Origin of the sequence: Clostridium uliginosum (assembly GCF_900112485.1) — a bacterium.
Classification (GTDB): domain Bacteria; phylum Bacillota; class Clostridia; order Clostridiales; family Clostridiaceae; genus Clostridium; species Clostridium uliginosum.
In genome coordinates, this window is sequence record NZ_FOMG01000031.1 from 15,173 (window position 1) to 29,921 (window position 14,749).

Consider the following 14,749-nt stretch of genomic DNA (forward strand, 5'->3'; position numbering starts at 1 on the left):
TATAATATCAACATTCACTTAAAATATAGTCTAATTATAAAAGGAAATTTAGTTATGTATAAGAACATATTTATAATTTTTTCTAAAAGCATTTTATAGAACGAGGTGGTAATAATGTCTTTATTAATAAAAAATGGAACTGTAGTAACTGCTAGTGATATTTATAATGGAGATATTTATATTGAAGATGGTATTATAAAGGAAATCGGTATTAATCTTATAAAAGAGGTAAATGAAATAATCGATGCTAAAGGTAAATATGTTATTCCAGGTGGAGTAGATGTCCATACTCATTTAAATTTAGACATGGAAATATCTGTTGCAAACGATGATTTTTACACAGGAACAGTAGCAGCAGCATGTGGTGGTACAACTACTGTTGTAGATCATATGGGGTTTGGACCTAAAGGTTGTAATTTAAAACATCAAGTAGACGTTTATCATGGATATGCTGATGATAAATCTGTAATAGACTATAGCTTTCATGGTGTTGTTCAACATGTAAATGACAGTATAATTGATGAGATGAAAAAAATAGTTGAAGAAGAGGGAATACCTAGTTTTAAGGTTTATTTAACATATGATTATATGATTGATGATCAAGGTGTACTTAGGGTTTTAAATAAGTTAAAAGAATTACAAGGTATTATGACTGTTCATTGTGAAAATGATGGAAGTATAAAACTTCTAAAAGAAAATTACATAAGTAAAGGGCTTAAGGGTCCTCTATATCATTGCTTAAGCAGACCAGTTGAAACTGAAGCAGAAGCGGTAAATAGAATGATAAATATGGCGTCAATAGTAAAAGATGCACCACTTTATATAGTTCATTTATCATCAGGGTTAGGATTAGATTATGTAAAAATGGCTAGAGAAAGAGGACAAAAAGTATATGTAGAAACATGTCCACAATATTTAGTATTAGATGAAAGTAAGTATAATCTTTCCAATAATGAATCATTAAAATATATAATTAGCCCTCCACTAAGAGCTAAAAGCGATATAGAAAAGTTATGGGAAGGAATTAATGATGGATATATACAAACTATAGCATCAGATCATTGTCCATTCTCTTTTAAAGAAGATAAACAAAAAGGTAAAGATGATTTTACTAAGTGTCCAAATGGTAACCCTGGAATTGAGGAAAGAATCCCACTTATATTTTCAGAAGGTGTTATGAAAGGTAGGATTAACTTAAATAAATTTGTAGACTTATGCTGTACAAAGCCAGCTAAAATATTTGGACTATATCCTAAAAAAGGAACTATACAAGTTGGTTCAGATGGAGATATAGTAATAATTGATCCAGAAAAAGAAGTTACTATAACAAATTCTAATTTACATTCTAATGTAGATTATTCTGCATATGAAGGGATAAAGGTAAAGGGTTATCCAATAATAACTATTTCACGTGGTAAAATAATATTTAAAGATAATAAATTTATAGGCCCAAAAGGGTATGGTAAGTTTATTAAAAGGTCAAAGGTAGATTTGAATAGTATATAAGTTCCAATAAAGTTTGTTCATTAATATAAATCTTAGAATATTTATAAATGTTATGACTCACAAGTATAGTGAGGAACTTATATAGAAAATTTATGATATATATGCTTCTAACTAGATATTGTTAATTAGAGATATAATTTTCTATAAAAATTATATAAGAGATTATAAATGTATTAACTTAATTAGAACATATATATAACTATTTTTAAAAATTTTATACTTATGAATAATAAAGATACTAAAAATTATTAGGCACATAAAAGATAATAATAAGTCAAATATATTAGCCAAAGGACTTGTTTTATCTTTTATGTGCCTTAATTACAAAATATTGTAAATTTAACATACCTTTTTTATATTTCGTATAACATAATTCCATTTATAAAATTTGAATTATCAAAATGATAAAAAAGATATACGTTGAAAATTTAATTTAGCAATAAACATGTAAACAATTACTTAATTTTAAAAAAATTTTATTATATAAGAAAAATACATTTAATTGATTGATAAATAATAGAAAATTAGTATAAAAACACGAAAAAACTAAAATCTAATTTTGGCATGAAATATGCTACTTACTAGTAATAAAGTGAGATATTATAAATAGGTAAAATTTTAAGAAGTACTTATGCCTACACTATAGTTAAAAATATAGATATTAGTAATGTAAAAGTATTAAAGATATAAAAAGTAGCTGATGAAATACTAGCTAGATATAGGAAAATTAGTAATATATTATGGGCATAATTAGTGAAGGGATTTGAGAATTATGAGAGAAAAAGATGGAGATAATTTAATACCTGCGGTTGATGAAAAAATACCTTTCTCAAAGGTATGGATATTTTCACTTCAACATGTTATGTCAATGTGTGCAGGTGCAGTAGCGGTTCCACTTATGATTGGAGAAGCAGCAGGTCTAGATAATTTGGAAATAGTTTTTCTTATAAGTGCAGGATTATTTATGGCTGGAATAGGTACTTTAATTCAAGGATGTGGTGTGAAAAATATTGCAGGAGCTAAAATACCGGTTATAGAAGGTACAAGCTTTGCAGCAGTATCTGGAATTCTTGCAATTATTTCAGGAGCTCATGGTGATAAGCATTTGGCGATGACAACTGTTTTTGGATCAGTAATTATAGCAGGATTATTTTGCTTTATTATATCACCTGTGTTTGGAAAATTAATAAAATTTTTTCCAAAGGTAGTTACAGGAACAGTTGTGTTAGTAATAGGAGTTTCTATAATGCCGGTGGGTATAAAGTGGATAACTGGAGGAATAGCAAAACCAGCAAGTGCACAAGAAGTAGGATTATCACTAGCAGTTTTAGTAATAACATTACTATTATTTAAGTATATAAAGGGTATTTGGAATAGTGCAGCAATACTTTTTTCTATAGTAATAGGAACTTTATTATCTATGGTTTTAGGTATGGCTGATTTTAGTAAAGTTAAAGAGGCCGGATGGTTTAGTTTAAATGTACCATTAGAATTTGGAATGCCTACATTTGATGCTTCAGCCATAATTTCCATGGTTTTAATAATGCTTGTTTTAATGACTGAATCAGTTGGAAATATGATAGCAATACATGAAACAACAGATAAAGAAGTTACTGAAGAAAATATAAGAAAAGGTTTAGCAGGAGATGGTATTTCAACATTTTTAGCAGGCATATTTAATACATTTCCAATTACTCCATTTGCTCAAAACACAGGTCTTGTAGGACTCACAGGAATAAAATCAAGATTTGTTGGTGTTTACGCAGGAATATTGCTTTTAATATTGAGCTTTACACCAAAATTTGCAGCAATAATGGGAGCTATACCTAAACAAGTACTTGGCGGAGTTGGATTTGTAATGTTTGGAATGGTTCTAGTTGGAGGAATAAAAACATTATCAAAAGTTAATTTTGAAGGAACTAAAAATTCAGTAATAGTTGCTGTAAGTGTAGGACTTTCAATGATACCATTAGCTAATTTAACATTCTATGAAAATTTCCCAACATGGGTACAAACAATTTTCCATAGTGGAATAACTACAGGAAGTATATCAGCAGTTTTATTAAATATATTTTTTAATGTATTAGGAAAGGAGAATGCAGAGGAAAAAGTATTAATCAATGAAATTGAAGAAATATATATAAGTAACGAGCCATTAGAAATAAATAATTAAATATTAAATGCAACTGAATGTAACTTAAATCAATTAGCAGAAATGGTTGGTATAGATCCTTTTGAAATAAGAACGTTAAATAGTCGTCTTGACAATTTTGTTATAAATTATAACTATAATAAAGGAATATAAATGATATAAAGATAAAAATTAAATGAGGTGATATTAATGTCTTTATTAATAAAAAATGGAACAATAATAACTGTTAGTGATATTTATAAAGGAGATATTTATATAGAAGATGGTATTATAAATGAAATTGGTATTAATATTATAAAAAAAGCAGATGAAATAATTGATGCTAAAGGTAAATACGTTATTCCAGGTGGAGTAGATGTTCATACTCATTTAAATTTAGATGTAGGTATTGCTGTTGCAAATGATGATTTTTATACAGGGACAGTAGCAGCAGCATGTGGAGGAACAACAACTATTGTAGACCATATGGGATTTGGCCCTAAAGGGTGTAATTTGAAACATCAAATTGATGTTTATCATGGGTATGCAAAAGGGAATGCAGTAATAGATTATAGTTTTCATGGTGTTATTCAACATGTAAATGATAACATAATTAATGAGATGGAAAAAATAGTTAAGGAAGAAGGAATACCTAGCTTTAAGCTTTATTTAACATATGATTATATGATTGATGATGAGGGGGTACTTAAAGTCTTAAAGAGACTAAAAGAGTTACAAGGAGTTGCAACTATTCATTGTGAAAACCATGGAAGTATAAAACTTTTAAGAGAAAAGTATGTTAGTAATGGACTTAAGAGTGTTAAGTATCATCCTTTAAGCAGACCAGTTGAAAGTGAAGCAGAAGCAATTAATAGAATGATAAATATGGCATCAATAGTAGAAGATGCACCACTTTATATAGTTCATTTATCATCAGGATTAGGATTAGATTATATAAAAATGGCAAGAGAAAGAGGAGAAAAAGTATATGCAGAAACATGTCCTCAATATCTAATATTAGATGAAAGTAAATATAATCTTCCAAACAATGAAGCATTAAAATATACAATTAGTCCTCCATTAAGATCTAAAAGCGATATAGAAAAGTTATGGAAAGGGATTAATGAGGGATATATACAAACAATAGCAACAGATCATTGCCCATTTTCTCTTAGCAATGATAAACAAATGGGAAAAGATGATTTTACTAAGTGTCCTAATGGTGCTCCAGGAATAGAAGAAAGAATTTCACTTATATTTTCAGAAGGGGTTATGAAAGGTAGAATTAATTTAAATAAATTTGTAGAGTTATGTTGTACAAATCCAGCTAAAATGTTTGGACTGTATCCTAAAAAAGGAACTATACAGGTAGGTTCAGATGGAGATATAGCAATAATTGATCCAGAAAAGGAAGTTACATTAACAAACTCTAACTTACATTCTAATGTAGATTATTCTGCATATGAAGGGATAAAGGTAAAAGGCTATCCAGTAATAACTATTTCACGTGGTCAAATAATAGTTAAAGATAATAAATTTATAGGCAAAAAAGGATATGGCGAGTTTATTAAAAGATCAAAGGTAGATTTAAATAATATCTAAAATTAAGTGGTGAATTCACCGAAATAAGGGATAATTGTTTATTTCGGTTGCTGAGGATTTTCATGTGGGTTTCTAACATTAGAAGTTGCCTCATTTACGCTTGTTCCCGAAACAAGTTCGTGACAAGCACAAAATGAAACAATTTATAATGAAGAAACGCCTACATGAAAATCCTTTGATGCAACACTACATAAACAATTATCACTTATTTCTTTGTTCACTGCATAACTTTAAGATAGTGGAAAATATATCTATACATACATAAAACTTAGATTATGGGTATCTATAGATAAAATTTAAGGATATATATTAATGGTATTAAATGCATTAATATATATCCTCATTTAATTTATTGGCTTTATTTTAATATCAACACGGTTTTAAAACAAAGCTAATTTATTTAAGAGATTTTAACTAAGTTTAATATCTTGTTTTATCTTGACTATTTGTCCACATTTTAAATGCAGTCATGCAATTTGATTTATCTATTTGTTCTAAATCTAAGATTTTTTTATCAGTACAGCCACCATTTAAGAAATTTAATATATGCTCATCTCTAAATCCTATATCTGCAGCATCTTTGACGGTACAACCATAATAAACTTTTGATATGTTAGCCCATATTATTGCTGACATACACATTGGACACGGTTCAGATGTTGTGTATAATTCACATCCATTTAAATCAAATGTAGATAGTTTGCTACAAGCTTGTCTTATTGCATTCATTTCACCATGAGCTGTAGGATCATTAGTACCAACAACTGTATTATTAGCAAGAGCTATGATTTGACCATCTTTTACAATAGCAGCACCAAAGGGGCCACCTTGAGAATTTAGCATACCTTCTTTGCATTTTTCAACACATAAATCCATTATCTCTTTTTTTTGCATTTTAACATCTCCCATAATATGATTGAGCTCCACAGAAACTCGTCAGAGCTTGTGATTGCTCTTTTTTTATTAATTTAAATTTTTATTTGTTATTTCACTTTTTGCATAAAACATTTGACAAGCGTATAAAAATTTGCGGTTATTCTACTAAGAATACATTTTCTGGAAACAATATCTTATATTTAAAATTATATGCTCTTATAAGAAAAAGACTTCTAAAATAATATTAACAGCAATTATTATGCCATGAGTGCATGTTTGGTTAGGACTTTTTAACTGGTTTTGCACTATTGAGTAGTAGGTAAATTTCTTTGTTATAAGTGAAAACTATATATTTATTTAACAATATCAACACGGCTTTAAAACAGATCCTAAAATTTAAGAATAAATACAAGGCTTATATTTATTGCTTTGAAAAAATTATAAAAGTATTATCAAGATGATAAAAATTTATCATTTTGATAATTCCAATAAATAGGTTATAGCAAATAATATGTGATCTAATTATTTTAAATTACCAAAATGATAAAAATATATCAATAAAAATATATTTAAATCAACTAATAAACAATAAATAATAGAAAATAGTATAAGATCAAGCAGAAACATATAAATTTAATTTTGGCATGAAATATGCTGTATATATTATTAAAATGGAATATTACAAAAAAGAGTAGATGATATATAAGCATTTAATGAATAAGTATAATCTATTTATATATATAGTAAAATATAACAATAAAATACAATCTTGTAAATTTAAATTTATTAAAAGATATTAAATTTATTTTATTCTATGTAGATTTTTATGGAGGTGTAATATGACAAACAATATAGTAGGAAATAGCGTAATTAGATTTGATGCTGTGGCTAAAGTTACTGGTAAAGCAAAGTATGTGGATGATTTTTTTATAAGCGATATGCTTATAGGCAAAGTTTTAAGAAGTCCTTATGCCCATGCTATAGTTAAAAATATAGATACTAGTAAGGCAAAAGCATTAGATGGGGTAGAAGCAGTTATTACGCATAAAGATCTACCTAAAATTAAATTTGCTACTGCGGGTCACCCCTGGTCATTAGATCCAAGTCATAGAGATATAGAGGATAGATTAATTCTTACTAATAAAGCTCGTTTTGTTGGAGATGCAATTGCGGCTGTTGTAGCAGTAGATGAAGTAGTAGCAGCAAAAGCTTTGGAACTTATTGATGTTGATTATGAAGTTCTTGAACCTATATTAAAGAGTGAAGATGCTTTAAAAAAAGATGCACCAATAATTCATGAGGAACGACCTAATAATATTTTAAGCTCTTTTGGATCAGAAATTGGAAATGTAGAAGAAGACTTAAAAAAGGCAGATAGAGTATTTGAAGGAAAATTTGAAACCAGTATGGTTCAACATTGTCATATGGAAAATCATAGTACTTATGTTTACGTAGACAGTGAGGAGCGTATTGTAATAGTTTCTTCAACTCAAATTCCTCATATTGTAAGAAGAGTTGTTGGACAGGCACTAGGAATTCCTTGGGGAAAAATAAAAGTTATTAAGCCATATGTTGGTGGTGGTTTTGGAAATAAGCAGGATGTAGTTATCGAGCCTTTAACTGTAGCTATGTCTCTTGCTGTCAATGGGAAACCAGTAAGATATACATTGGATAGAGAAGAATGCTTTATTGACACAAGAACAAGACATGCAATGAAAATTAAGTTTAAAACAGCAGTGTCAAAGGATGGGAAATTATTAGGAATGGATATAGAAAATCTTGTAAATAATGGAGCATATGCTTCACATGGACATTCTGTTGCTATGAGTGCTGGAGGAAAATTTAGAGGAGTATATGATTTTAATTCAATAAAATATAGTCCTGTAACTGTATATACAAACTTACCAGCAGCAGGTGCAATGAGAGGCTATGGAGCACCTCAAATGTGTTTTGCATTAGAAAGTCATATAGATGATATTTCTAGAGAACTTAATATGGATCCTATAGAATTTAGAATTAAGAACTTTATAACTGAAGGTTATGTTGAACCTCTTAGTAAAAATGTAGTTCGTGCATTTGGATTGCTAGAATGTATTGAAAAGGGAAAAGAATTAATTAAATGGGATGAGAAAAAGAAATTATACAAAAATAAAAGTGGAGATAAAAGAAGAGGCGTAGGCATGGCTTGCTTTAGTTATTTCACTGGAACTTATCCTGTGGCACTAGAACCAGCTGGAGCAAGAATAGTAATGAATCAAGATGGATCAGTACAATTACAAATTGGAGCAACTGAAATAGGGCAAGGTAGTGATACGGTTTTTGGACAAATGGTAGCTGAGGTTCTTGGATTAAAAATAGATATGGTACATGTAATATCAATTCAAGATACAGATATAACCCCTTTTGATACTGGCTCTTATGCATCAAGACAAACATTTGTAAGTGGTGCTGCAGTTAAGAAATGTGCATTAGAAATTAAAGATAAGGTATTAGCATTTGCAAGTAGTAAATGTGGATTAGAGGCTAATGAATTAGATATTATAAATTGTAAAATTGTAGAAAAGAGATTAGGCAAAGTGATATGTCCGCTTGAGGAAATTGCTATGGAATCATATTATGACAGAATTAAATGTTGTCCTATAACTAGTGATACATCAGTTAATGTTAGGGTTAATGCAATAGCTTATGGTGCTACGTATGCAGCAGTAGAAGTTGATATCAAAACTGGTAAAATAGAAGTTTTAGAAATATATAATATACATGATTCTGGAATTGTTATGAATCCTATGCTAGCAGAAGGACAAGTACATGGTGGAGTAAGTATGGGGCTTGGATATGCTTTATCAGAACAAATGTTATTTGATGAGAAAACTGGTAAGCCATTAAATAATAATCTTTTAGATTATAAATTACAAACAATAATGGATACTCCTACTATTGGATCAGCTTTTGTGGAGAAATATGAACCAGCAGGTGGATTTGGACAAAAATCTATTGGAGAAAACACAACTGTTTCACCAGCACCAGCAATTCGTAATGCTGTTTTGGATGCTACAGGTGTGGCATTTAATAAAATACCTATGAATCCACAATCTGTTTTTGAAAAATTTAAGGAAGTTGGATTAGTGTAATTTAAGGAGGGGTTAAAATGTTTGATATTAAGGATATATTAGAACCTGAAACTCTAGAAAAAGCATTGGAATTATTGGCGCAAAATGCAGAACTTAAAATAATAGCAGGCGGTACAGATGTTTTAATAAAATTACATCATAGACGTATAAAGGAAGTAGAATTATTAAGTCTTAGGAAAATAAAAGGACTCGATAAAATTAGCATGTTGGAAGATGGATCAATAGAAATAGGAGCAATGGCATCTTTTGCACAAATATTTAGAGATAGTATTGTAGAAAAACACATTAAAGTATTGGCAGAAGGAGCAGTTTCTATGGGTGGACCACAAGTTAGAAATATGGCTACTATAGGAGGAAACGTTTGTAATGGAGCTGTTTCAGCAGATAGTGCACCTTCTTTATTCTGTCTTAATGCTAAAGTAAGATTGAAAAATAAATATGGTGAAAGAATTATACCAATACAAGATTTTTATAAAGGGCCAGGAAAGGTAGATATAAAAAGTGATGAAATATTAATTAGCTTAATAATAGAAAAGGAAAGTTATGAGAATACAATAGGTCATTATATAAAATTTAGTAATAGAAAAGCTATGGATATAGCAATGGTTAGTGTATGTGTTGTATCTTCAATTGAAAATGGAAAGTTTAATGATTTAAGGATTGCATTAGGAGTAGCAGCGCCAACTCCAATAAGATGTAGTGAAGCTGAGAATTATGCTAAAGGACTTGAAATAACCGAAGAGAATATTGATAAAATTGCTGAATTTGCAGTGAAATCATCAAAATCAAGGAATTCATGGCGTGCATCTAAGGATTTTAGAGAGCATCTAATTAAAGAGTTAACTAAAAGAGGAATAAAAGAAACTATAAAGTGAAACTTTTCAGGTGGAGTTTTATACTCCAGCTGAATTTAGTTGAACTTATCCAGGAGCGTGCAGCAGTTATCGCCCACTCGAAGAAGAGGGAGTGTTACGGATGCTAGCTATCGGATAAAAAGAAAGGGTGGAGAAGCAGAATGAGTAATGAAAAAATGAAAAAAATATCAATTATAGTAAATGATAAACCTTATACTTTAGAAGTTGATATAAGAGAATCGTTGCTTGATGTTTTAAGAAATAAATTACATTGTACAGGAGTAAAGTGTGGATGTCATGTTGGTGAATGTGGAGCTTGTACTGTACTGATTGATGGAATACCTACTGATTCGTGTATATACATGGCAGTTTGGGCAGATGGTAAAACTATTTTAACTATTGAAGGTGTTAAGAAAGATGGTAAGTTATCGAAAGTTCAACAAGCATTTATTGATGAAGGTGCTGTTCAATGTGGTTTTTGCACACCAGGGTTGGTATTAACATCTACAGCTCTTGTTAATAGTGGTAAGAAATATACGGATGAGGAAATAAAAAGAGAGATTTCAGGTCATTTATGCCGTTGTACGGGATATCAAAAAATATTTAATGCAACTAAGAAGTCTTTAGAACAATAATGAATTTAGATAAAGTTTTAAATTTAGATAATGGTTAGGTAAGTTCCATAATTGGAGCTTTGTATTGCACAAATTATTAGTAAGGCACCTTTAATGAAAAATACTTTTGTGCACAGATGATTTTGGGAATAGTAGCTGTTATATTCAGTTGTTGTTAACTAAATTAAATACAACTTATATAGTATATAAAATGAAGAAAATATATACTATATATTCAGGGATATATATGAAATAATGTAATTAATATACTTAAGAAGGAGGAAAGTACCATATGAAAAAATTAAAAAGAATTTCGTCAGTTATATTGGTATTTATATTTATCACAACGTTTTTTATTGGATGTGGAAAAAATGAAAAAATAACAGATAATAACAATAAAACTATTACAGTTGAAGATCAATTAGGAAGAAAAGTAGAGATTAAAGGTGAGGTAAATAAAATTATTTCAAGTTATCCTATTACAACATCACTTTTAGTAGCTCTAGGAATTAAGGACAAGCTTGCAGGTGTTGAGATGAAGCCTAAGGATAAGGAACTCTATAGAAGGGTTGCACCAGAATTTTTGGATAAGCCACAGATAGGTTCAGCTAAAAGCATAAATGTAGAAGAGTGTGCAAAGATAAATCCAGATTTAGTTATAATTCCAACTAGAACTAAAGAAGTGATTCCGAAGTTTGAAGAACTTAATATTCCAGTTATAGCTGTAGAACCAGAATCATTAGATTCATTTTTAGAATGTGTAAAACTTATAGGCAAATCTACTAACACAGAACAAAGAGCAAATGAAATAGTAAAATATTACGAAGATAATTTAGAAAAAGTAAAGAAAATAAATGAAAATAATACTAATAAGCCTAAAGTTTACTTATCAGGAAGTAGTAACATTTTAAGGACATGCACATCAAAAATGTATCAAGACTACATGATAAAAGCATCAGGTGGAAATAATGTGACTTCAAATATTAATGATGGTTATTGGGTTGATATATCAGCTGAGCAATTATTATCTTATAATCCTGATATCATTTATATAGTGCAATATGCTAAATATAGTGTAGAAGATGTACTTAAGGATCCAAGATTAAAAGATGTAAATGCCGTAAAGAATAAGAAGGTCTTTGCTATACCATCAGTAATAGAACCTTGGGATTATCCAACTCCATCATCAATTCTAGGTATTCTTTGGATGACAAATAATATTAATCCAGATAAATATTCAAAAGATGAATTTGAAAAGACAGCTAAAGATTTTTACAAGAAATTCTTTAATTTAGAAGTAGAAAATAAGGATATTGGAATATGAAATTAAGATATTCTAAAGTGATAAGCAGCATTATTTTATTAATATTAATAATTACATCTTTATTAATAGGGAGATATGATATTAAACCAATAAATATAATAAACACTATGTTACATGGAAAATCTGATTCATTAGAATTTAATTTAATATGGAACATAAGATTTTCAAGAGTAGTATTAGTTTCAATAAGTGGAGCTGCATTATCACTATCGGGAATTGTTTTTCAAAGTATATTTCAAAATCCTATAGTATCTGCTGATGTACTTGGCGTAAGCTCAGGAGCTTCGCTAGGTGCAGCAATTGCCATAGTATTTTTACCTTTCTCGCCAATAATAATTCAAGTAATGGCATTTACTTTTGGAATAGTAGCAGTGATTTTTTCATTGCTTTTATCCAGAAAAATGAGAAGCAATAGAATATTAGCTCTTATTATAGCGGGGATTGTAACTGGTGCAATATCATCATCATTTTTAATGATTATAAAATACTTAGCAGACCCATATAAAGAATTACCATCAATAGATTTCTGGTTAATGGGTGGATTTTATAATAGCACATGGAATAATGTAGTCTATGTATTTATATTAACAACTATATCAGCAATAATATTATTTTTATTTAGATGGAGATTAAAAGTACTTACTATGGGAGATGATCAAGCAAAACTCTTAGGAGTAAATGTTAAAGTTATTAGAGTAATTGCTATATTTTCAGCAACTCTTTTAGTATCAACTGTAGTTTCTGTGGCTGGGATTATAAGTTGGATAGGTTTACTAGCACCTCATATAGTGAAATTTTATGCTAAAGATGATATATCAGAGGTTATGGGATTAACTATGATTGTTGGAGCAATACTTCTTATAATAGCTGATACTATTGCAAGGAGTTTAACTTCAACAGAAATTCCAGTTAGTATCTTAACATCGTTAGTAGGTGCACCATTTTTAGTTTACATTCTTAACCGAAAGGAAAATCTTATTAGATGAAAAATGATTTAGAAATAAAGAATTTATATGTTAATTATTTAGATAAAACAATATTAAAAAATATTAATCTTTTACTTAACGAAGGGGAAGTGACAATTCTTTTAGGCCTTAATGGTGCAGGCAAGACAACACTGTTAAAATCTATGATTGGACTTACAAAAACTATAAGTGGTGAAGTAATTTACAATGATAAAAATATATTAAAAATTTCTAATAAGGAGAGAGGAAAATTAATATCATATATTCCTCAAAATCTGCATACAAGCCAAAACTATAGTGTGGAAGATATTATTCTTATGGGAATTACGCCTTACCTTGGAATGTTTGATATGCCAAGTAAAAAACATTACCAATTGGCTAGCGAAGTACTTAAAAAGTTAAATATAGATTATCTAAAAAATAAGTATATAAGTGAAATAAGTGGTGGAGAGAGAAGATTAGTTTACTTAGCAAGGGTATTTCTTCAGAACTCTAACATTTTACTTTTGGATGAACCGAATACATTTTTAGACTATGTAAAACAACATGATTTTTTTACATTTATTAGTAAATTAATTAGGGAAAATAGTTTAATAAATTTAATTACGGTGCACGATATTAATTTAGCATTAAGATATGCAGATAAAATAGTAATATTAAATGAAAATGAAATAGTAGATATTATTGACTGTAAAATTGAAGGTTATGAGAAAAAATTTGTAACCATAATGGAGAAAATATATAATAGAAAGCTTGAAATTACCTATACAAAATTTGGCCCATTTATAGTGTGTTAAATTTTATATATTACCGACATAGTATGACACGAAATGGACTAGAATATTAACTTGTTATTTTTAAAAATGTGCCTCATAGCAATTTGTAAAAGGTATATAAAATCGATGAAGGTGAGAATATGAAAATTTTTAATTGTAGTAATGCAGAAATAAAGGAACAAAAATTATTAATAGAAGCATTAAAAATAGATATTAATAAAAAAAAGATAATTTCATTTGTTGGAGGCGGGGGTAAGACAAGCTTAATATATGAACTAGGAAATGAATTAAGTAAATTAGGTAAAAAAGTTATTGTAACAACTACTACCCACATGTGTATGCCTAAAAGTAATGTAGTACTTACAGGGAAAAAAGATGATATCAAAAAGTTATTATATAGTAAAAATATGATTACAGTTGGAATGTTATGTGATCAAAAAGATAAGAAATTTGAAGAGAATAAATTGAAAAACAAACAAACAGTAAATTGTAATGAAGAAGAAAAATTAAAGAAAATAAGTGGATTAACAAAAGAGATGGCTACAAGTCTTATTGAATTAGCTGATTTTGTATTAGTTGAAGCTGATGGATCAAAAAGATTACCATTAAAAGTACCAGCACAGCATGAACCAGTAATATTAGAAGGAAGCAATTTAGTTGTAGGGGTATGTGGTATTGATGCAATAGGAAAAAGTATTGATGAGACATGCCATAGATCAAATTTAGTTTCAAAATTCTTGGATACAGATGAGCAACATATTATTAATGAAACCGATATCGCCAAAATATTATTGAGTGAAAATGGACAAAAAAAAGATGTGAAGTGTGATTATAGAGTAGTTGTAAATAAAATTGATACTAGAGAAGAATTTGAAATAGCTAAAAATATTTCACACGAATTTTTAAAATTAGGAGTAAATGAATTAATATTAACAACATTTAGAGAAGAGGCTATCTCAAAATAAATGTA

11 protein-coding genes are annotated in these 14,749 nt (G+C 28.8%); 10 read left to right on the top strand and 1 reads right to left on the bottom strand.

All coding sequences use genetic code 11. The features are described from left to right. Positions 1 to 114 precede the first annotated feature (114 nt). From hydA (BM027_RS15415) to hydA (BM027_RS15425), 3 genes are all read left to right on the top strand, one after another. Entirely contained in the window at positions 115 to 1,506 is a 1,392-nt protein-coding gene (gene hydA, locus BM027_RS15415) for a dihydropyrimidinase (RefSeq protein WP_090093787.1), read from the top strand. Between the two features lie 772 nt (positions 1,507 to 2,278). Further along, positions 2,279 to 3,679 (top strand): nucleobase:cation symporter-2 family protein, encoded by a 1,401-nt coding sequence (locus BM027_RS15420; protein ID WP_090093789.1) that lies wholly within the window; start codon positions 2,279 to 2,281, stop codon positions 3,677 to 3,679. Between the two features lie 168 nt (positions 3,680 to 3,847). After that, entirely contained in the window at positions 3,848 to 5,239 is a 1,392-nt protein-coding gene (gene hydA / locus BM027_RS15425; protein WP_090093790.1) for a dihydropyrimidinase, read from the top strand. Between the two features lie 420 nt (positions 5,240 to 5,659). On the opposite strand, the gene BM027_RS15430 is transcribed toward hydA (BM027_RS15425), so the two are convergent. Next, positions 5,660 to 6,133 carry a nucleoside deaminase gene (locus tag BM027_RS15430; protein ID WP_090093852.1) on the bottom strand — a complete coding sequence of 158 codons (474 nt, stop codon included), beginning with the start codon at positions 6,131 to 6,133 and terminating at the stop codon, positions 5,660 to 5,662. Positions 6,134 to 6,954: 821 nt separating this feature from the next. Between BM027_RS15430 and xdhA the strand changes: the two genes are divergently transcribed. The 7 genes from xdhA to yqeC all read left to right on the top strand — a co-directional run bounded on the left by xdhA (position 6,955) and on the right by yqeC (position 14,744). Then, positions 6,955 to 9,246 (top strand): xanthine dehydrogenase molybdenum-binding subunit XdhA, encoded by a 2,292-nt coding sequence (gene xdhA / locus BM027_RS15435; RefSeq protein ID WP_090093792.1) that lies wholly within the window; start codon positions 6,955 to 6,957, stop codon positions 9,244 to 9,246. 17 nt (positions 9,247 to 9,263) lie between these two features. After that, positions 9,264 to 10,121 (top strand): xanthine dehydrogenase FAD-binding subunit XdhB, encoded by an 858-nt coding sequence (xdhB, locus tag BM027_RS15440; protein WP_090093794.1) that lies wholly within the window; start codon positions 9,264 to 9,266, stop codon positions 10,119 to 10,121. A 140-nt stretch (positions 10,122 to 10,261) separates the two neighbouring features. Further along, positions 10,262 to 10,735, top strand: a complete 474-nt coding sequence (xdhC, locus tag BM027_RS15445; RefSeq protein WP_090093796.1) for a xanthine dehydrogenase subunit XdhC — start codon at positions 10,262 to 10,264, stop codon at positions 10,733 to 10,735. A 271-nt stretch (positions 10,736 to 11,006) separates the two neighbouring features. Beyond that, the gene (locus BM027_RS15450) at positions 11,007 to 12,038 is read left to right on the top strand and encodes an ABC transporter substrate-binding protein (protein ID WP_090093807.1); all 1,032 of its coding nucleotides are present in this window, start codon (positions 11,007 to 11,009) and stop codon (positions 12,036 to 12,038) included. Beyond that, positions 12,035 to 13,024, top strand: a complete 990-nt coding sequence (locus BM027_RS15455) for a FecCD family ABC transporter permease (protein ID WP_090093809.1) — start codon at positions 12,035 to 12,037, stop codon at positions 13,022 to 13,024. Before BM027_RS15450 ends, BM027_RS15455 begins: the two co-directional genes overlap by 4 nt. Continuing rightward, on the top strand, positions 13,021 to 13,800 hold the full coding sequence (locus tag BM027_RS15460) for an ABC transporter ATP-binding protein (protein ID WP_090093811.1): 780 nt from the start codon (positions 13,021 to 13,023) through the stop codon (positions 13,798 to 13,800). Before BM027_RS15455 ends, BM027_RS15460 begins: the two co-directional genes overlap by 4 nt. Before the next feature lie 119 nt (positions 13,801 to 13,919). Continuing rightward, positions 13,920 to 14,744, top strand: coding sequence for a selenium cofactor biosynthesis protein YqeC (yqeC, locus tag BM027_RS15465; RefSeq protein WP_090093813.1), 825 nt, complete (start codon positions 13,920 to 13,922; stop codon positions 14,742 to 14,744). Positions 14,745 to 14,749 lie beyond the last annotated feature (5 nt).